This window comes from Paenibacillus macerans (genome assembly GCF_050565405.1).
Classification (GTDB): Bacteria; Bacillota; Bacilli; order Paenibacillales; family Paenibacillaceae; genus Fontibacillus; species Fontibacillus macerans_B.
In genome coordinates this window covers 32,379-51,302 of the sequence record NZ_JBNYYG010000039.1, presented here as the reverse complement: position 1 = coordinate 51,302, position 18,924 = coordinate 32,379, and the positions used below count along the sequence as shown (strand labels likewise).

Genomic DNA, 18,924 nt, shown 5'->3' with positions numbered 1-18,924 from the left:
TCTTCAGCGCCAAGCTATGCCCAGAACCTGCTGCCACGGAAAGGATATCCGTTAGCCCTGGAACTTCCACTGCCGTCGTTTTCGAGGTTGTGGTTCCATCCCCCAGCTGGCCGCTGCTGTTTAATCCCCAGGCCAGCACACTTCCGTCGGCCCTAGCCTGTAAGGTGTGATCAGTTCCCACAAGAACTTTGGGCGTCCGAACAATAAACACACCATCAAGTGACGAGTTAGTAGCCTCATCTCTTGCTATTATAGTAAAAGTATATACTCTATTAGAAAGTAAATTATTAAATGTAAACTCTGTATCAACGGTGCTACCAATTAATACGGAATCTTGATAAACATCGTAACTAGTTACTCCTACATTATCTGTTGAAGGTAACCAGGATATTTTGATTTGATTATAATTATACGATAGAATCTTAAAACCTTCGGGGGTTGTTGGCATCGTTTTATCAACTTTGGCATCCCCTACAACTTCTTCACTTAAATTGAATACATTATCTACTGCCCTCGCATAGACATTGTACAAACCCTCAGTATCAATAATAATGGGTGTCGTATAATCCTTCCATTCACCATCTTGGCCTATTTTGTATTGATACTTTTGAAACCCACTATCAGTATCCTGAGAATCGGATAAAGTAATACTTACAAATTGATTTGTCCATTTTAATGGGACAATAGTCATCGTAGGTTTTGTTGGATTAGTTTTATCAACCTTGATAGTTTCTTCTAATTCAGAAGAAACATTTTTATTTCTATCTCTAGCATAAGATTTTATATTATATATCCCTGTTTTATTTAATGTAATAGTGCCATCGTACTGTTCGTATCCAGCATCATTAATATTGTAGAAAATCTTGTCGGGCCCAGACTCATTATCATGTGCTGTAAGTGAATAATACACATCCTCTATAAAGCTTCCATACCATTCATTCACACCACGAAAGCCGATTACTTCTGAGGTTATGGTTGGACTAATCTCATCATCATTATCTTGCCCAATCAATACTACAGAAGGCGCAATATTAGCGTTTTCTGACCTAAGTACAATGTTCTCACTATTATCAGTAGTCGTATTATAAACTGTATTAGGGGTAACCGGCACATCATCAAATCGGATTGTTTTACTAGTTTGGTCATTTTCGTTAAACCAAATCATTCTAAAATCTACTGTTCCAAAATCAGTTCCTTTTATGACAACACTATAGTTGTTATCATCTGAAAGAACAAATTTTACGTTCCCATTTGCAAAGTAAGAAGAAAACGGAATGTTTGATTCTGAAAGTGAAGGGTCAGATGATGTCGAAGTAATATTTTGATATACCGAACTAGCTTTGAGACTTTGTTGCATGAAATTATTGGACGCCACTAGTCCTGTATGGTTTCCACTCGCATCATATAAATCAATTTCAGCTGGACCCTCAACTCGTGTTTGAAGCGTTCCAACCTTTTGACCGGTTTTGCTAATACCAGCTGGTATTGAATTAGGTCTATTTTCTAAAATATTTCTAACAAGCTGTTGAACCTCTGTCTTTCCTGGTAAATCTGAATGTTCTGCATGAATAAAGTATGTTTTGCTAGGATCTAAAGCTCCCCCTACAGTAGAGCTATATAAGGGAACAGTCCCATCACCTTGAGTATTTTCCGTAGTAATAAACTGATCCCCTAAGGGGAGTGTATTATATTGTCCTCCTTCAATGAAAACGTCTGTTACTATCCCAACAGTCGCTACTTTTTGGCCAATAATTTGATATGAGTCTACTAATTTCAATGTGTTTCTTATGTCCAAATTATCATGAAAATTAATTGCCCTATCCATTAGCAACGGATTGAATCCTAGAACTTTACTTCTCAAATAGTTATTTGTCTCTATGTAAGTTGTATAGGACTTTTTAATACTCTTTTCATTCTTGTAATCATCTAGTGATTTTATGTAAAATTTCTTATTTAGATCAAAATAATCCCTGCTGGGTAATAATTGATATAAAGCAGGTACGTTAGGGACAATTTCCTTTATAGCATCTTTAATAACCTCATCTGCAAAGTTATTTTTTATATTGCCTGTTTTATATATATAGTAGGCACTGGGAGCTCCAAGAAAAGGGGTTCCTAGAGTAATCAATTTATCTATTTTACTCTGATTGCCACTTTTAATATACTGCGAAGCAACAAGCCCCCCCATGCTGTGTGCGACAATAGAAACTTTTTTTTCAGCACCCGATGGGAGATTTTGAATTTTTTCATTAACTGTGTTACTTAGCCTATTTATTTGGTCTCTATTATCAAGTCTCCAGTCATACCCATAATAAACAACATCGTAACCATTATTAGTTAGGTAATTATAGATACTTTTGTAAAAATCCCCGACTGGCTCACCGACTGTGATTGTATTCTTACTCTCGCCATTCGAACTCATTGATAAGGCTCTGATATGATCTCGAATTTGTCCAGTCACATTCTTATTAATTTCTATGTCTTCTTGGGGCATCCACACTTTTTCTGCCCCCATAAATAATCCGGTACCCATTATTCCAGGCAAAAAAACAACAACTGGCTTATAAACAGTAATATAAATATTGTTATAAAAATCCGAATCATCAGTAGGTATAATACGAATCTCGTAGCTTCCAGCTTTATCTATTTGAGCGTCAGGATCAAAAACATATGTACCACTCATAAGTTTACCAAGAACCTGGGTTTTTGCAGATAATAACGTACCATTATAATAAATTTGTACAATTGTTGGATGAGGCTCATCATCGTATGAAAAAGAAATCGTTGTTTGTTCAGTTGTCTTAATAGTTGTCTTAGAAGCCCAAATATTTGTACTTAAAATACCTATGTTAGCACTGGGTGTTTTCGCTGGATTTGCATCCTTTAGAACAGTATTTACTTTCTTAGGAGCTGAATCATTTACATCTCCGATATATTGTTGTGCTCCAAATGCATTGCCTGAAAATGTAGAAAGGAATATAGTTATTGACATCACAAGCGAAAAAATTTTTTTCACATTGAAGCCTCCCCCAAAAATTTACTACTCTACCATTAATAAAATCAGAGTTATCGATATAGATACAACAAACGATAATAAACTATATAAATAAGTTTTAAGGACAAGCATAAGTAATAAAAATACAGCAAAATCAATAATGAGAACCCTCATATAAAATGTAGCATTCTCTTTAATACCTGGTACGAATCCCCCTCCAACATTCAACCAATACAATAGAAATGAATAGCAAAATATAAATCCTGATACTAAACCTACTAAAACAGAAACAATATTTTTGACTATTTTGATATTTTTTTTAATAGAAATCATCCTCTCGTATAACTTAATCTATTACTTAATCTCGGTATCTGTGAAGGAATACCTAATAGCATATTTTGTCGTTTTATGTAATATTTAACCAACCGAGCTTGAGACGGCTCACCTAACTAGAACGAATGAAGGAATCACAAATTAATAGGGAATGATTTAATTACCTTTGGGATCATATGAGGAGAATTATCAAAAATTCTACATTGAATAACTGTACACAAAACGAAAATTTGCATTTCCAAAGGAGTAAAAGGAGCTTACGGGATATGGGTTGCAAGAACGAAGTGAGATTGGAGATTGCATGGAGCGGCGGTGAAAAGTTATCCTGTTTACACATTTCGATAGATTATCTATTGTTTCAACCCTTAGAAATATGGTCACCCATGTATCAGATTCCATAATCCACTGCATACATTGCAACAAATCTGTTAACAAGGCGTACATGCCAAAAATATGGGAAAGACTTAGGCATGGAAACATAAGTCCGAATCATTCATTTATTCATTCATTAAAATAACATATGACGATAACGAAGACGCCAGAGTATTTTACCCGGCGTCCTCGGTTCATTTAGTCTCATTTAAGATCGATTTTTACATCGATTTTACATCAATCCGGTTTTCCAATCGCTGTGCCACTATTATAAGACATTTGTAACACATTGAAAATTCCCAACAAATATAAAGGTTCTACTACACTGTTTTATTCTTCACCAACACCGCCACGCACTCCACATGCACCGTATGCGGGAACATATCCACTGGCTGCACCTCGACCGTCCGGTACCCGCCATCCTCAAGGATGCGCAGGTCGCGGGCTAGTGTCGCCGGGTTACAGGAGACGTACACCACGCGCTCGGGTTTCATCTCGAGGATGGTGTCGAGCAGGCGCGGGTCGCAGCCTTTGCGCGGCGGGTCGACGACGATGACGTCGGCTTCGACGCCTTGTTCTTTCCAGGTGGGGATGACGTCTTCGGAGGCACCGACTTCAAAGGTGGCATGGTTCATTCCGTTCAACTCGGCGTTAACGCGTGCGTCTTCGATCGCCTCTTTGACGATTTCCACGCCGTACACCCGTTTGGCGTGCTGCGCCAGGAACAGGGAGATCGTGCCGATGCCGCAATAGGCGTCGATGACCGTTTCCTGGCCGGTCAGGCCGGCGTATTCCACGGTTTTGCCGTACAGCACTTCGGTTTGCAGCGGGTTCACTTGGTAAAAAGAACGCGCCGAGATCGCAAACTTGACGTCGCCGATATAGTCGAAGATCACTTCGCGTCCCCACAGGACGCGAGTCACGTCGCCGAAGATGACGTTCGTTTGCCGCGTGTTGACGTTTTGGCAGATGCTCACGACGGCCGGGATCTCCTTGCGGATCGCCTCGATCCATTCGTTTTCATGCGGAATCTTCTCGCCGTTGGTGACGAGAACTAACATCATTTCGCCGGTCCGGAAGCCAACCTTGACCACGACATGGCGAAGCAGGCCTTGGCCGGTCTCTTCGTCGTAGGCGGTGATGCCGAGGCGGCGACCGATCGCTTTGACGCGGCTGACGACATCATCGTTGCTTTCGTGCTGAATCAGGCACGTCTCCATGTCGACGATGCGATGGCTGCCGCGGGCGTAAAAGCCGCCGACCAACGCGCCATCGGTGACGCCGACAGGCACCTGCGCCTTGTTGCGGTAGCGCCAAGGCTCGGCCATGCCCAGCGCCTTCCGCACGACGACGGCCTCGCCGTCGCCCGCAGCCCCCGCCACGCGCAGCTTGCCGATCCGCTCCAGCGCGTCGACGACATGCTGCCGCTTCCAGGCGAGCTGCGCGTCGTAGCTCAAGTGCTGCAGCTGGCAGCCGCCGCACTTGTCGTAAATCGGACAGGGCGGCGCCATCCTGTCCGGACTTGCCTCAACCACATCAAGCAGTTTGGCGTAGCCATACTGCTTTTTTGTCTTCAGCACCTTGACCCGGACCTTCTCGCCCGGCAAGGCGCCCTGCACGAACAGCGTGTAGCCTTCCGCCCGGCCGACGCCTTCTCCGTCATGGTTCATCCCGATGATGTCGATGACCACTTCATCGTTTTTGGCCACGGGAAGGCCGGCGATTGCCGCCTCGGCAACCGCACTGCTGCGGGTAGCACCCGCGTTAACTGTCCGATTCCCCCCGCGCGCGCTTCTCTCGTTGCCCTCGACTCTTCCATGCTTCCCCTTGGACCCACTAACCCGATCAGCGGGACGTCCGCCGCTTTTCCGTTGCTTTGTCATTGCGTACTCCTTCTATGTTCAAACTGATACGTTTATTTTCCCCATCATTTTTCGCTCTTACATGGAAATCCTCCATCTAATTTACCCCGTTTAGCCCGTTTTCGCAAAAATAGATAGAAAACCTCCACTTAATTCCGCCCATTTACCCGAATTTGGCCATATACCCCGAAATTAGATGGACTTTTTCCACTTCATCTGCCGGCCGCTCGACTTTCGAGCAAAATAACCGGAGGAATTCCACTTCACGGGATCGGCGTTGGGGGGCGGCAGTTTGACGGATGGCGCGGACACGCAGCTTTACCTGATACTTTCGTGCAAATCCGGAACGCGAGATTCCCCTTATCTTTATATAAATGTGGCTCCGTGCGTTAACCTGCCCCAAACCACGCCAAATCCCCCGCCGTCCCGGCGGGGGATTCTCCCGACAACCTGGTTTGTTTAGCGCACCTCTGCCCGCTAAGCAAAAATCCGCAGATGCTGCGGCAAAATCTCGAACACGCCCGGCAGCTCGCCGCCCAGCTCGCCGTCGAGGTTGAGCAGCACGTGGCCGGGCGAGGTCACTTCCATGCGCCGCGTCTTGAAGTAGACGACGTGCGGATCGTTGAAGTGATCGCCGCGCAGCGCCATCGTCACCAGGCGGATGAACTCCGCCAGGTTGCACTTCTTGACGGCGATCACGTCAAGGAGCCCATCGTCGATGCGCGCATCCGGCGCCAGCTTCTCGAAGCCACCCACCGAGTTGCTGTTGGCGATCAGGAACAGCATGAACTCGCCTTCGATCACCTCGTAGCCTTCGGCTTCGATGATCAGCTTGGTCGGCGACAGGCTGGCCATCTTCTCGATGCCCTTCATGTAGTATGCCAGCTGCCCGATCAGCGTCTTCAGCCGGCTCGGCACCTCATACGTCAGTTCGGTCAGCGAGCCTCCGCCGGCGATGTTGATGAAATGCCGGCCGTTCACTTTGCCGATGTCGATCGGTCTCGTTTTATTCTCGATGACCAGGTCGCAATAATCCTCCCAACGCCTTGGAATCCCCATGGCGCGGGCAAAATCGTTGGTCGTCCCCAGCGGGAACACGCCCAGCGGCGGCAAATTGCTTTTGCCGGCCATGCCGTTGACGACCTCGTTCAGCGTGCCGTCGCCGCCTGCCGCAATAATGATATCATAGCCGCGTTCGACCGCCAGGGCGGCCTCCAGCGTTGCATCGCCTTCCCCGGTCGTTGCATGGCAGGACGTCTCGATGCCGTGGCGGTCCAAACGTTCCAGCACGTCCGGCAGCAGGCGCCGCATTTCCTCTCTTCCCGAGGTCGGATTATAGATCAACCTAGCTCTTTTCATTCAACAAACGCCACCTGATTCTCATAATGTCAACATGTCAATGATCCCATTATATTCAAAATTTGCTGCGACATCCAGCGGGCCAACAGCGGATGCGGCAGCAAAGCCTCTCCCGAATAGCGGTGCGGCAATCCGTCAAGCCGCGCAGGAATCATCGTCTTCGTAAAATACCCCGCGCTCAGAAACAGCGGCGCCACGATCACGTCCATCCCTTGCTCATCCGACCAGTACCGTACCTTGCTCCGGACGCTGTCCGGATTCAGCAAGGCGTAATCGGCCCCCGACAGCCCGCTCAGCTCACCCGCCTGGGCGGCCAGCGAAGCGATTCCCCGCTCCCACCGCTGCAAGAAACCGGGATGGACGCTGCCGTGCCCCACGAGCAGCAGCACCTCGCGCTCCGGCCGCAGCGACAACGCCTTCACTTTGTCCCATACCATTTCCGCCACCAACGGGCCGTCATCGATGGGATCGCCAAAAAACACCCGAGCGGAAATCCGAAAACGCTCCAAATCGGTTTCCTTCTCCGGTGTATCCTTTACGCCTAAGGCATAGGCGATTTCGTCGATATGCGTACTCCCCGAGGACACGAACAAGGGAATGACGATCATTTCCGTCACTCCCTGTGCTTCCAGCCGATCGATCCCGTCCTGGATCAGCCGCCCCTCCACGGTTTCGAGAAAAGAGCAAGCAAGCGGGAGCCCCGCGGGCAAATCCTTCGCCGCCTCCGCGACCGCCGCTTCGACCCGTTCTACCCAAAGGCCGTCCGGCGAACCGTGGCTGATCACCAGCACGCCCGGCTTCCGGTCCCGCAAAGCGCCGGCGAAAGGCTGGCCTTCCCCCGGCTTTACGCTCGACTGTTCATGTATGGCATCCGGCATCGGTCTATCGCCCTAAACGGTCCAATGCCATTTTATAGCCGTCGTTGCCGTAGTTCAGGCAGCGTTTGACCCGCGAAATCGTCGCCGTGCTGGCCCCGGTTTCCGCTTCGATCTGGTTGTAGGTGTTGCCTTTGCCAAGCATCCGGGCTACTTCCAGACGCTGCGATAAAGACTGAATTTCGTTTACGGTGCAAAGGTCGTCAAAAAAGATATAACATTCCTCGATGTCTTTCAACGTTAAGATGGCTTCGAATAATTGATCGATCGTTTTGTCGTTTAATTTCTTCAGCTGCACTGAATAATCATCCCCTACCGTTACTGTAACCACACCCCCATTGTACCCGAGGGGCGTACTCCTTTTCAAGCATTAACGGTTTCACGCATCACAGAAAGAACGCCCAAAATCCGCAAACGCCTACGGGACCCGGGACATTCGTCCATACGCCCGGTCCGCCCGCCACATACAGTATAGTAATACAAACGCCTATCTGCGAAAAAAAAACGCCGACTTCGCGGCATTTCCAAGCTGCGATCCGGGCAGTAACCCGGTCCGTGCATCCGGAAACGGCGAACAGGAATGGAACGGGCCTTCCTGCTCCCGGTTCCGCCAAAATATCCAAAAAGGAAAGTGATACCATGCCACAAAATCAAGACCCACGGCAAAGCCCGATGCGCCCGTACTATCCGTACACCCACTATTATCCGGGGGTGAATCCTTACGAAATCAAGGCGGAGGCTTCCTCGCTCGTGCCCTTTTCTCCGCCGACGTCCACGCCGACGCCGACCGCGGTCTCCACGCCCAAACCGTCCGGCGGCGGATTCTCGCTCCCAAGCTTAGGCGATCTGAAAGGCATCGTGGATCGCATGGGCGGAATCGACGGCATCCTGGCCACGATGGGCCAGGTGCAAAAGGTGATGCAAACGGTGCAGCAATTCGCCCCGATGGCAAAGCTGTTCACCGCCTTCCTTCCCGGCGGCAAAGGCAAATCGGGCGGCGGAGGCTCCGGCATGGATGAGTACCGGCCCCGCCGCCGCAAAACCGGCAGCCGCAAGAAAAGCAGCGGCACCGGCAGCCGAAGTCGAAGCGGTTCCGGGAAACGCACATCCTCCGGCAAATCCAGCAAAACGGGCAAGCGCCGCCGTTAACCCGGCGGCAGCTTCACGCCCCAGGCGTACCGAGCCTCAGCCCAGCTCGAAATCCTTGCCTTTACTTAAACCAGCCCCGTTTGCTGAACCAGAGAATCATCCAGCCGCCCAAAGCGGCCATCAGCCCGATGACGGCGAAATAACCGTACTTCCACTCCAGTTCCGGCATGTTGATGAAGTTCATCCCGTAAATGCCGGCGATCAGCGTCAGCGGCATAAAGACCGTCGTAATGACGGTCAACGTCTTCATGATCCCGTTCATCCGGTTGGAATTCAGCGAAATGTAAGAGTCGCGCAGGTCCGCCGTCATTTCCCGGTCGGCTTCGATCATCTCGGTCAGCTTGAGCAAGTGGTCGTGTATGTCCGCGTAATAGGCGCGCGGCTCCTTGTCGCCCTGGACATGCTGGGAGTTCAGAATGCGGTACATCAAGTCCCGCATCGGCACGATCGTCCGCCGCAGCTTGAGCAGCCTGCTGCGCAGATCGAACACCTGGTTCATCAGCAGCTCGACCGATTCGCGGCTGCCTCTTTTCTCCAACTCGTCGAGCTCATCTTCTATCGTATACACGCAGGGAAAATAATGATCCACCAAGCTGTCGATCACCATATACGCTGCGGAGTAAGGTCCGTGTACCCACACCTTGTGTTCATGGGCCCGCCTAAGCATGTTGCCCCAAGCCTCGTCCATTTCATCCAGCCGGCGTTGATGAAATGACACCAGGTATTTGTCCCCGATGAATAAATCCACTTCCTCCATACCCAGCGTGTCTCGGTCGATGGCGTGCAGCACCAAAAACTGATGGTCCTCGTAGTAGTCCATCTTGGGCCGCTGCAGCACATGCAGGCAGTCCTCGATCGCCAGCGGGTGGAAATGAAAGAAACTCCCCAACAACTCGGTCTCTTCCGGCGTCGGCGCGTCAAAATCGACCCAAGTCCATACATAAATCTCGTCTTGAAATTGCTCTAGCGGAATCGCCGATACCACCTTGTGATCCCGCGTCATCCCCATGATTCTGATCAAGCCGCCGCCCTCCTACATTGTGGCATCCACCCATCATCCTAAAGGTCCAAAAAAGCCAATCCTCGGCAGATTGGCTTTTGTCCTGTGAACTGACTAAAACAGCAGTTTGTATATAACGCCCGCCATCAGGAACACGATCGGAATCGTGATCACCCAGGCGATGACGATCCGCCCGGCCATCGACCAGCGCACGGCGGAGAAGCGTTTCGCCGAACCGACGCCCAGAATCGCCGACGTGATCGCATGCGTCGTGCTCACCGGCAAATGGAACAGCGTCGCGCCGAAAATGACCGATGCGGCGGAAATGTCCGACGCGAACCCGTTGATCGGTTCGATTTTAAAAATCTTCGTGCCCATGGTTTTGATGATTTTCCAGCCGCCGATCGACGTCCCTAACGCCATCGCCGTGGCCGCCGCGAGTTTAACCCACAATGGCACCTCCATATGATCCTGGAAATCGGCGGTGACCAGGGCGAACGTGATGATCCCCATGGCCTTCTGCGCGTCGTTCGTGCCGTGCGTGAAGCTTTGCAGCGCCGCCGTGACGATTTGCAGCGACCGGAACCCCTTATTCACGGTATGCGGGCTGCGTCTGGCGAATACCCACTTCAAAATGGTCATGACGATAAAGCCGATCACGAATGCGATCAACGGGGAGAACAGCAACCCTTCGATGATCGTCGTAAATCCGCTCCAATTCAGCTTGTCCGGTCCGGCGCCGACGTAGACCGCGCCCGCCAAGGAGCCGATCAGCGCATGGGAAGAGGATGAGGGAATGCCGAACCACCAGGTGATCAAGTTCCAAATGATCGCAGCCAGCAGCGTCGCGATCAGCACTTCCAGCCCGTTATCAAGCTTCGCGGGATCGGCTACGCTGCCCCCGATGGTTTTGGCGACGCCGGTGAACATGATCGCGCCAAGGAAGTTCATGACGGCGGCCATCATAATCGCCGTACGAGGTTTCAGCGCGCGCGTCGACACCGAGGTGGCAATCGCGTTGGCCGTATCATGGAAACCGTTAATGAAGTCGAACGCCAGCGCCAGTATGATAACGATGAGAATAATCAATAAACTCGTATCCATAGCTTTGTCTGCACAGATAGCTGTCTCTCTCTACGTAAATCCGCGCAATTCCAACCTCCCGAATCTCGAATATGAAGTGAATTTCTTAAGAATTACGCATGATGATGGATTCCAGCATGTTGGCCACTTTTTCGCAAGCGTCCGTCGTGGTTTCCAATCGTTCGTAAATTTCTTTTTTCTTGATCAATTCGATCGGGTCGGTCACCTTCAGGAACAATTCCTTGATGCAAATCCGCAGCAGTTCGTCGCCTTGGTTCTCCAGATCGTTCAACCGAATCGTATATTCGCGGATCGGGAGCAGTTTTTTCTGGGACAGCAAATGGATCGCCTTTTGAATCTCGTAAGCCGAATTGCGCAAAATTTCCGCAAAACGCGCGATATATTCGTCGGGCTCGGTCAAATGGTACATGAAGAAGCGGGAAGTCGAAGCTTCCAAGCCGTCGATCACATCGTCGAGCGCCGTGATCAGATGCATGATGTCGTCGCGTTCGATCGGAGTAATAAAAGTTTTGTTCAACTCCACGATAATGGTATGTGTGTATTCATCGCATTTGGATTCGTATTCTTTCATCTTCTTGGCGAACGATTCCACGTCCTTGAATTCGGTCACCTGCTGAGCAAAATAGTCTGCCGAATGCACGATCGTATCTGCCATATTCTCTAACGTTTGGAAAAAGATGTCTTTCTTCTTCACTCGCATCAATATCCCCTTTTCTCTGCATAAGGTATCACTAGCGGCTGTTTTTACACAACCTTGATTATCTTATCACAACTGCTTAACAGATAGGTAATAATGTCGCAAACATTTCACGTTCTTTGCCTTATATTTGCCCTTTATCTTCCAGGCTTATCCTTGAATCTCCATAAAAATACAAAATGCGCCGCCCCTGCTTTACTCTGCCTTAACATGACTGTCGAAATCCGGGGAATTCGGCACGACATGAACGTAAGTGTTGCCCGGAACCATCGGAAGCTCCCGATTGTCCTTGACGAAGCGGATGATATCCCCTTCCTGCCGAATCCACCGGGCGCGGATCATTTTGCCCTGCTGGAACAGCAGCGCCTCTCCGCCCAGGGCCAACTCGACGTCCAGCCGTCCAACGTCGTCGAGCACCGCGTGCTCGGCCCCCATGACGACGACATTGGCAGCCGTCAGCTGTTCGCCGCTCTCCAAATCCGTGTGCGGTTCGCCGTTGATCGACCGTTTGTACGTTCCAGATGCGGCGTCATAATCATAACCCACCCGGTAATTGTCCAGTTGAAACTTGATCTCCACCCGGCTGGCCGTTTCCGTGGAGGCCGGACTTTCATTGTCTTTATAAAATGTATATCCCGGCACCTCCGTATCCTCGACCGCATACTTGCGCTTGGCGGCGCCCTCCAGCAGTTTCTCTACGTTGGAATACAGATTGTGCGGCGCTTTCCGGGACTTGTCCCGCCAAAAATAAGCCCCCGCATTCGTAATCTCGTCCAGGTCCTCTTTATGCTGCCGCTGTAAAATCGCATAAGCGTCGTTGCTTGCTCCCGCGTGCACCAGCACGCCGTGGTAGCTCTCGCCCAAATCGATCATGTAGGGGCGGATGCTGCGGATCGGACCGATCTTCGCGTTGTCGGCCTTGCTGTGGAATATCGACACCAGTCGCGTAACCCCTCCTTCGGCCAGCACCTCATACACGACATCCGCATCGATTAAGCCCGATTGCGGGCGCGCGGCCGGAGCGTTGTTGATCATGACGGCCAGCGGCCGCCGGGTTAGCGGCTCGTCCAGCGGCAGCCCGGTAAGCGGGGCCGTATAGGCCGGAGCCGGGGGAATGACAGGTTCGTTCGTTTCGGGGACGGCCGTTTCCGGAGGGGCGATCCCCTCTTGGGACGAAGCAGCCTGATCGGCTTTTCCGCAAGCGGAAACCAGGACTAGGATCATGGACAGGAGCAGCAATAGAATAAGTTTCGATGATTTCAAGTTTAAGTTCCTCCGTCATTCCTGCGTTTTCTACATTATACGTTGAATCGCCGCGCCGGGGGAAGACAAGAACGCATGGAAGCAGTTATTTAAAATTTAAATTAATAATTGAATGTTTTAAATTTTGCCCCTAATATGAATACTAAGCACAGGGGGATTTTTCCGCGAAAAACAACGAACGTTGTCGTACCGCCCAAGCAGAAAGGAGATTATATCATGATCGTGAAATGGTTAAGGGAAAGTGTGGTCGCCTCTTGGCTGCTCTTGCTCATCCGGCTTTATGCAGGTTACGAATGGTTGACTTCGGGATGGGGAAAAGTGACGGGCGGGTTTGACGCGGCCGGTTTTTTAACGAGCGCCATGGAGAAAAGCACGGGGGATCATCCCGCAGTGCAGGGCTGGTGGGCCTCCTTTTTGGAGCATTTTGCCGTTCCGAACGTAGGTTTGTTTAATGTATTGGTTCCCTACGGCGAGGTGCTTGTCGGACTCGGGCTGATCCTCGGCACGTTCACCTGGGCGGCCGCCTTCTTCGGGATGGTCATGAACTTCGCTTTCTTGTTCTCGGGAACGGTCAGCACGAACCCGCAGCTGCTGCTGTTGGAAATCTTCATTGTCGTCGCCGGTGCCAATGCCGGGCGGATCGGACTGGATTACTTCATCATGCCCTACTTCCGCAAAAATGCCGTACGGCGACGTTAACCGGCAGCGATGCGGAACGCCAAAAGCGCAGAACCCCTTAACTCAAGGTTCTGCGCTTATTTCGTTTATGAATGCTTCGTGATCAAAAAGCCGGATGATTAGCTTCCTCCAAACCTCCAGCAGTTCAAGCTTAAGCTGCCGTACTGGTAGTCCTGGAACAGCTTCACCGCCAGGCGGTCGTCGTCGGCAGCCCCCATGGCGTACAGCAGCGGGACGAAATGCTCCTTGCCGTAAGCCGGAATTGCCGTTCGTACGTGCGGAGCTTTGCGGTCGTAGTCGAACAGATGCCGCCAATTCCAACTCTTCAGCTGCTCGCCCACCCAGTCGTCGAATTCGGCCGCCCAAGCGGCCGGCCCGTTCGCCTCAAAGTCCAGCATTCGCAGATTATGCACCAGCCCGCCGCTGCCGATGACGAGGACATTCTGCTGCCGCAGCTCGGCCAGCATCTTGCCGATCGCATATTGCTCCTCGGGGGCGCGTTTGGCATCGACGGACAAAGCCACGACCGGGATGTCGGCCTTCGGGAACATCGCCCGCAGCACGACCCAAGCCCCGTGATCGAGCCCTCTTCCCGCCGACGGCTTATAAGGCAGGTTATGCGAATGAAAAATCGCCGCGATTTCTTCGCTCAGCTCAGGACTTCCCGGAGCCGGATATTCGATGGCGTACATTTCCTCCGGAAATCCGTAATAATCATGCATCGTCGTATGCAACCGATCCGTCGTCAGCCACTGGACGGGAGAATCCCAGTGGGCCGAGAAGATTATGATGGCTTTGGGCGGTTTCAGCGTTTCCTGGCCCAATTGCCGGAGAAAACTCGTATAGGCATTTTGCTCGATTGCCAGAGTCGGCGATCCATGTGCGATAAACAATGCAGGCTGAGACATCGCTCTCAAACCTCCCTACGCCAAAAATGGGTTACACCTCCATTGTATCCTTACAGGAAGCTTTTTACCACTTATGCGTTTTTTGGCGGAGGCGGATAAATCCAAGCTGTCGATCCTGATTCCCGCTAGATCATCCAGTTCTGCCAATCGGTTTGGGCCGCTTCAAGCCCTCCCAGCCATTCCCGTGTTTTGGAGATCAGCTGGCGCTGGTGTTCGCCGGACGAAAACGTATGATTCCCCTGGAAGACGATCTCTTTGTCGCACCGGCCTTCCGGACGCATCCAGAAGACTTTTTGGTACAGAAAGGCATAGTCCACCGGGATCATGTCGTCGGAGGTGCCATGTACAACGAACACATCCCCCGTAAACTTGGAGGCTTCCTGAAAAGGCTGCGATTCGCCCAGCGAATCGAAGAATGCCGGCGTTAGCCCGTAACCCAGGTAATCCGCCGAACCGTGTTTCACCGCTTGGTCGTAGACCCCGCGCCCGGTAATTTTCACGATATCGCTGAATGGATATCCGACGGAGGCCCACAGGACCAGATTCTTGATCCGGCGGTCGCGTATGGCTGTTAGAAGGGCGATCGCCCCGCCCAGGCTGTGCCCGATCAGCGTGACGCGGGTCGGGTCGATATCGAACGCGCCAAGGCCGTAGTCAAGCACGGTACGAGTCTGGGCGATCAGGGATTCCACGCCATGCTCGCCATAACTGCCGCTGCTCTCGCCGCAGCCAAGGTAATCGAAGCGGACCACGAGAAATCCGTCCGCCGCCAGCTCCCGGGCCGTTTTGACGAACAATCGGTCCACCCCGATCCGGCTGCCCACGAAACCGTGGCAGACGACGACCAGCGGAGCCCGGCTGCAACGTCCGCTCTGTTGGCACTCGGCTGGATAGTGAATGCTGGCCGCCAGCTCCTCTTTTCCATGTTTGATCGCGATTTGTCTTTCCATAAAACGTCCTCCCCGTCCTGCGGCTGGATTTATCCAGTTAATTCCGATAAGTTTAATATGAATTGTAACTTATCTTAACACTGCAGGAAACGGGATGTCAATCGGCTAACGTCCTGACTATTCCGCTTATTCGTAAGATTGCCGGAAATAAGCATGGGTTGTGACCCGGCCTTCCCACTGCCTCATAAATTGCTGGTTGCCCATATCTCCCTCGCCGCAATCCTCGTCATCGCCGCATAACAAGTAATTGTCGTCGGCCGGGGTTTCATTCGATACGACCTCTTCCAGGCTGCCCCGGGAGTTGCTGTTCAGCAAATACCTCCGGGTCAGTTCCGATTCATATTTTCCCACTGGCTCTGCCTCCCGCAACTTTGATTTGCAGCTTATTCGGGCAAACCCTGCAGGTTCCCGAACGTCCTGCGATGAGTATGCTGTAGTTTTTGGAGGGAGCGGCGTGTTTTATTCCTCGTTCAAGGAAAGTCCATAATCCGCCAGTTCCGGTGCGCTCGCACAAAGGCCTAATCCCGTCGAACGGATGCCCGCCCGCCTCATGCCCTTCCGTGGTCCCTTGCAGACAGGACAAAAATTGCAGTATACTACTGGAGAAAATCGGAAATTTCGAATTGATTTTCGGGGAACATCAAGACCTGTACAACCTGGGAGGAGAGATACTTTCATGTACATCCATGAAATGATCGGCGAGACGAAGCGGCTGCGGCAGCAAATGACGCCGGAGAACGAAAAGTATTTCGGAGAAATGGTCATGTATTTCCGCTCCGGATCCGGCTCGCTGAGCGAAGCGAAAGGCGAGGAAATCCTGCTCGGACTGGCCCGGCAAATCGTTAAGAATCAAAGCAAAGGCTTATCGGCCGCCGAGCTGTTCGGCGCCGATCCGGCGGTTTACTGCAAGCAGTTGGCCGATGACGTATTGACGCGGAAGCCGCGGACGCTAAAGGACAAAATCAAATATTATACGATGATCCCCTGGGTAGCCTTGACCTGGGTCTTCTTTATTTATATGATCACCGGTTTTTTCAGCAAATGGTTTGGCGGCGAGCTGGAGTATACGCAAATCAGCAGCTCCTCGCTCCTGATCATCGCCGGACTGTCGATCGTGCTGATCGAGCTGGTGACACGGTTCCTCGGCGGCAAGCCGTCTCAGTCGAGGGAGGATTCTCCAGACCCGGACGAGCACCCGGTCCCCGCGTCCCGCGGCTTTAATCTGCGCGCCTTCGGCATCTACGTAGCGATCGCGGTCGTGGTGATTTTCATCGGCACGCTGCTGAACCGCATCATGCCGGCGTTTACCGTGTCGCCTTGGGACAGCCTGATCATCTTTGCCGTCGGCCTCGCCGGACAAATCTTCTTCTTCGGCCGCCGGTCCAAAGCGTAAGAGAACGCCGATCGACGCATATTTTCAACGAAAAACCCGCGAACGGGCGCACATTGTAGGTTGTGCCGCCCTTCGCGGGTCTTTTTAGGTTAACGAATATTCCGCGGATTAGATTTCCACCTTTTTGCGGAGCAAATAGGTGATCGCGTAAAACATCAGTGCCGCAAGAACCAGTTCGAACAGGAAAGGTCCCAACGACAGGATGCTGGCCCCGACCGGTGTCCCCGCGTCGACTTCCTCCAGGCCGACATGGAACACGGCAAACTTCATGATAGCCGGGTCGTTATTGCCGAAGATCAGGCTCTCCAGCCAGGACATCCCGTTTTGGATCACGAAAAAGGCGATGATCCCGACCCACGTTCCGGCTTTTCCGTTTACGCTTACGCTGGCCCCGATCGTCATGGCCATAAAGATGGTGATGATGAGCAGCGTATAAAGCCATAAGGCCCCCAAGGCTACCAAGATCCAATCCTTAATGCCAACCGGACCCCAATCGAAATTCACCGGGATCCCGGCAAACCGAAGATATAAAAAGGCATGAGCCGCAATGATGACCGCTATTGCCAGCGCCACGATCCAGCTGAACAACAGTGAGGATACGATCGACCATACCGGAGTCACCGGCAGCAGGCGGCGGTGATAAGCCTTGATGTTCTGCCCGAACGTTTTGCAGACGAGGACGATCATAATAATCGCAGACGAGGCATACAGGATCACGCTTAGCGCCAAGATGGCTCCTTCCTCCCAATGACGGAGGTTCCCGAAGACGGAGATCAAGCCCTGCACGATCACCAGAACGGCGGCCAGGCCCAAAAAAGTATTCGCATTTCTTTTCAAATCATATTTCAGCAGCTTCATCATTCCGCAAACACCTCTTTGAACATGTCATCGACGCTTTTGCCGTATTTGATCCGCAAAGTCTCCACTTCCTCCTGCAGGACGATTTCCCCGCCCCGGATAAAGAGCACCTCGTCGAAAATCCGCTCGATATCGCGGACGAGGTGGGTGGAGATGATCAGGCTGCTATCTTCGCTGTAAAACTCGACGATCGCGTCCAGGATTTTCGCCCGGGCCACCGGATCCACGCCGCCGATCGGCTCATCCAGCAAATACAGCTTGGCATTGCGCGACAACGTCAGGGTCAACTGCAGCCGCTCGTTCATCCCCTTGGACAGGGAGCTAATCTTATCCTTTTCGTTCAGATTCATGAAGTCCAGCATCATGCGGGCTTTGTTCTCATCGAAATCTGGATAGAAATCCCGGTAAAACCCCAACGCATCGCGCACCTTCATCCACGACTCCGTCAGGGGACGGTCCGGCATGAACGAGACGGCCGATTTCGTGGCCAATCCCACCGGCGTGCCGTTCACCGTTACTTTGCCGGCCGAGGGGTGGATCAGGCCGGCTGCGATTTTCATCAGCGTGCTTTTGCCGCTGCCGTTCGTGCCGAGCAGGCCGACGATTTTCCCTTTGCCTACGCCGAAGGAGACCCCGCGCAGCGCTTTTTTGCTGCCGTAAGATTTCGATACTCCTTGCAACTCCAGTAAATTTCCCATCTTCCCGGTCTCCTTTCTAGCGTTTGTCTTCCGCGCTGACCGCCTCTTGCACAATCGCTGCGATATCCTGATTGGAAAAGCCCAACTCCTGCATGCCGCCGATGAAACGATCCAACAGATCGCCGGCCATTTCTTTTTTGATAGTCATAATTTTCGATTCCTCGCTTGTCACGTATCTTCCGAGTCCGCGTTTCGTTTCCACGACGGCTTCACGCTCCAATTCCTGAAAAGTCCGCTGTACGGTGTTCGGGTTAATTTGCAGCTCGGCTGCAAGTTCGCGCACGGAAGGGATTTTATCGCCCGGCTTCAATTTGCCGGTGACGATCTCTCGTTTCAAATAATTCATGATTTGCAAATAAATCGGCAGATTATTGTCGAATTCGATGCTCACGATCGGTTTGCTCCTTTCCGCCGTACGCCACTGATATGA

General features: G+C 51.5%; 18 protein-coding genes. 3 read left to right on the top strand and 15 right to left on the bottom strand.

What is annotated here, in order from left to right; genetic code table 11:
- The 5 genes from ACQ4N8_RS19810 to ACQ4N8_RS19790 all read right to left on the bottom strand — a co-directional run.
- Positions 1-3,016: OmpL47-type beta-barrel domain-containing protein (locus tag ACQ4N8_RS19810; protein WP_430706075.1), on the bottom strand; the 3,016-nt coding region annotated here is incomplete at its 3' end.
- 1,004 nt (positions 3,017-4,020) lie between these two features.
- Complete coding sequence (gene rlmD / locus ACQ4N8_RS19805; protein WP_430706074.1) at positions 4,021-5,583, bottom strand: 23S rRNA (uracil(1939)-C(5))-methyltransferase RlmD; 1,563 nt, start codon at positions 5,581-5,583, stop codon at positions 4,021-4,023.
- 456 nt (positions 5,584-6,039) lie between these two features.
- On the bottom strand, positions 6,040-6,921 hold the full coding sequence (locus ACQ4N8_RS19800) for a diacylglycerol kinase (RefSeq protein WP_430706073.1): 882 nt from the start codon (positions 6,919-6,921) through the stop codon (positions 6,040-6,042).
- 29 nt (positions 6,922-6,950) lie between these two features.
- On the bottom strand, positions 6,951-7,799 hold the full coding sequence (locus ACQ4N8_RS19795) for a sirohydrochlorin chelatase (protein ID WP_430706072.1): 849 nt from the start codon (positions 7,797-7,799) through the stop codon (positions 6,951-6,953).
- A 4-nt stretch (positions 7,800-7,803) separates the two neighbouring features.
- Positions 7,804-8,094: a YerC/YecD family TrpR-related protein gene (locus tag ACQ4N8_RS19790; protein ID WP_240268589.1), complete on the bottom strand. Its 291-nt coding sequence runs from the start codon at positions 8,092-8,094 to the stop codon at positions 7,804-7,806.
- Positions 8,095-8,435: 341 nt separating this feature from the next.
- Here ACQ4N8_RS19790 and ACQ4N8_RS19785 point away from each other — a divergent pair, with 341 nt between their 5' ends.
- Positions 8,436-8,945 carry a hypothetical protein gene (locus tag ACQ4N8_RS19785; protein ID WP_430706071.1) on the top strand — a complete coding sequence of 170 codons (510 nt, stop codon included), beginning with the start codon at positions 8,436-8,438 and terminating at the stop codon, positions 8,943-8,945.
- 61 nt (positions 8,946-9,006) lie between these two features.
- On the opposite strand, the gene corA is transcribed toward ACQ4N8_RS19785, so the two are convergent.
- The 4 genes from corA to ACQ4N8_RS19765 form a co-directional block, all read right to left on the bottom strand.
- Entirely contained in the window at positions 9,007-9,966 is a 960-nt protein-coding gene (gene corA, locus ACQ4N8_RS19780; protein ID WP_430706070.1) for a magnesium/cobalt transporter CorA, read from the bottom strand.
- A gap of 93 nt (positions 9,967-10,059) precedes the next feature.
- Positions 10,060-11,049: an inorganic phosphate transporter gene (locus tag ACQ4N8_RS19775; RefSeq protein WP_430706069.1), complete on the bottom strand. Its 990-nt coding sequence runs from the start codon at positions 11,047-11,049 to the stop codon at positions 10,060-10,062.
- A gap of 85 nt (positions 11,050-11,134) precedes the next feature.
- Positions 11,135-11,749: a DUF47 domain-containing protein gene (locus ACQ4N8_RS19770; RefSeq protein WP_430706068.1), complete on the bottom strand. Its 615-nt coding sequence runs from the start codon at positions 11,747-11,749 to the stop codon at positions 11,135-11,137.
- Between the two features lie 192 nt (positions 11,750-11,941).
- A complete protein-coding gene (locus tag ACQ4N8_RS19765; RefSeq protein ID WP_430706078.1) occupies positions 11,942-12,970 on the bottom strand; it encodes a DUF3048 domain-containing protein in 1,029 nt (342 codons plus the stop codon).
- A gap of 255 nt (positions 12,971-13,225) precedes the next feature.
- On the opposite strand from ACQ4N8_RS19765, the gene ACQ4N8_RS19760 reads away from it, so the two are divergent.
- The gene (locus ACQ4N8_RS19760) at positions 13,226-13,708 is read left to right on the top strand and encodes a DoxX family protein (protein ID WP_430706067.1); all 483 of its coding nucleotides are present in this window, start codon (positions 13,226-13,228) and stop codon (positions 13,706-13,708) included.
- Positions 13,709-13,806: 98 nt separating this feature from the next.
- Here ACQ4N8_RS19760 and ACQ4N8_RS19755 read toward each other — a convergent pair whose 3' ends face one another.
- From ACQ4N8_RS19755 to ACQ4N8_RS19745, 3 genes are all read right to left on the bottom strand, one after another.
- The gene (locus ACQ4N8_RS19755; RefSeq protein WP_430706066.1) at positions 13,807-14,595 is read right to left on the bottom strand and encodes a dioxygenase family protein; all 789 of its coding nucleotides are present in this window, start codon (positions 14,593-14,595) and stop codon (positions 13,807-13,809) included.
- Between the two features lie 125 nt (positions 14,596-14,720).
- The gene (locus ACQ4N8_RS19750; RefSeq protein WP_430706065.1) at positions 14,721-15,545 is read right to left on the bottom strand and encodes an alpha/beta hydrolase family protein; all 825 of its coding nucleotides are present in this window, start codon (positions 15,543-15,545) and stop codon (positions 14,721-14,723) included.
- A gap of 126 nt (positions 15,546-15,671) precedes the next feature.
- Positions 15,672-15,896, bottom strand: a complete 225-nt coding sequence (locus ACQ4N8_RS19745) for a hypothetical protein (RefSeq protein ID WP_430706064.1) — start codon at positions 15,894-15,896, stop codon at positions 15,672-15,674.
- 325 nt (positions 15,897-16,221) lie between these two features.
- Here ACQ4N8_RS19745 and ACQ4N8_RS19740 point away from each other — a divergent pair, with 325 nt between their 5' ends.
- The gene (locus ACQ4N8_RS19740) at positions 16,222-16,938 is read left to right on the top strand and encodes a DUF1129 family protein (RefSeq protein WP_430706063.1); all 717 of its coding nucleotides are present in this window, start codon (positions 16,222-16,224) and stop codon (positions 16,936-16,938) included.
- Between the two features lie 108 nt (positions 16,939-17,046).
- On the opposite strand, the gene ACQ4N8_RS19735 is transcribed toward ACQ4N8_RS19740, so the two are convergent.
- The 3 genes from ACQ4N8_RS19735 to ACQ4N8_RS19725 are packed head-to-tail and all read right to left on the bottom strand — an operon-like array spanning position 17,047 to position 18,885.
- Entirely contained in the window at positions 17,047-17,799 is a 753-nt protein-coding gene (locus tag ACQ4N8_RS19735) for a hypothetical protein (RefSeq protein WP_430706062.1), read from the bottom strand.
- Complete coding sequence (locus ACQ4N8_RS19730) at positions 17,796-18,494, bottom strand: ABC transporter ATP-binding protein (protein WP_430706061.1); 699 nt, start codon at positions 18,492-18,494, stop codon at positions 17,796-17,798. Before ACQ4N8_RS19730 ends, ACQ4N8_RS19735 begins: the two co-directional genes overlap by 4 nt.
- 16 nt (positions 18,495-18,510) lie before the next feature.
- The gene (locus ACQ4N8_RS19725; protein WP_430706060.1) at positions 18,511-18,885 is read right to left on the bottom strand and encodes a GntR family transcriptional regulator; all 375 of its coding nucleotides are present in this window, start codon (positions 18,883-18,885) and stop codon (positions 18,511-18,513) included.
- Positions 18,886-18,924: the final 39 nt, after the last annotated feature.

Coding starts and splice junctions, on each gene's coding strand:
- rlmD (WP_430706074.1), bottom strand. CDS start 5,583: ATGACAAAGCAACGGAAAAGCGGCGGACGTCCCGCTGATCGGGTTAGT.
- ACQ4N8_RS19800 (WP_430706073.1), bottom strand. CDS start 6,921: ATGAAAAGAGCTAGGTTGATCTATAATCCGACCTCGGGAAGAGAGGAA.
- ACQ4N8_RS19795 (WP_430706072.1), bottom strand. CDS start 7,799: ATGCCGGATGCCATACATGAACAGTCGAGCGTAAAGCCGGGGGAAGGC.
- ACQ4N8_RS19785 (WP_430706071.1), top strand. CDS start 8,436: ATGCCACAAAATCAAGACCCACGGCAAAGCCCGATGCGCCCGTACTAT.
- ACQ4N8_RS19775 (WP_430706069.1), bottom strand. CDS start 11,049: ATGGATACGAGTTTATTGATTATTCTCATCGTTATCATACTGGCGCTG.
- ACQ4N8_RS19770 (WP_430706068.1), bottom strand. CDS start 11,749: ATGCGAGTGAAGAAGAAAGACATCTTTTTCCAAACGTTAGAGAATATG.
- ACQ4N8_RS19765 (WP_430706078.1), bottom strand. CDS start 12,970: ATGATCCTAGTCCTGGTTTCCGCTTGCGGAAAAGCCGATCAGGCTGCT.
- ACQ4N8_RS19760 (WP_430706067.1), top strand. CDS start 13,226: ATGATCGTGAAATGGTTAAGGGAAAGTGTGGTCGCCTCTTGGCTGCTC.
- ACQ4N8_RS19755 (WP_430706066.1), bottom strand. CDS start 14,595: ATGTCTCAGCCTGCATTGTTTATCGCACATGGATCGCCGACTCTGGCA.
- ACQ4N8_RS19750 (WP_430706065.1), bottom strand. CDS start 15,545: ATGGAAAGACAAATCGCGATCAAACATGGAAAAGAGGAGCTGGCGGCC.
- ACQ4N8_RS19740 (WP_430706063.1), top strand. CDS start 16,222: ATGTACATCCATGAAATGATCGGCGAGACGAAGCGGCTGCGGCAGCAA.
- ACQ4N8_RS19735 (WP_430706062.1), bottom strand. CDS start 17,799: ATGATGAAGCTGCTGAAATATGATTTGAAAAGAAATGCGAATACTTTT.
- ACQ4N8_RS19730 (WP_430706061.1), bottom strand. CDS start 18,494: ATGGGAAATTTACTGGAGTTGCAAGGAGTATCGAAATCTTACGGCAGC.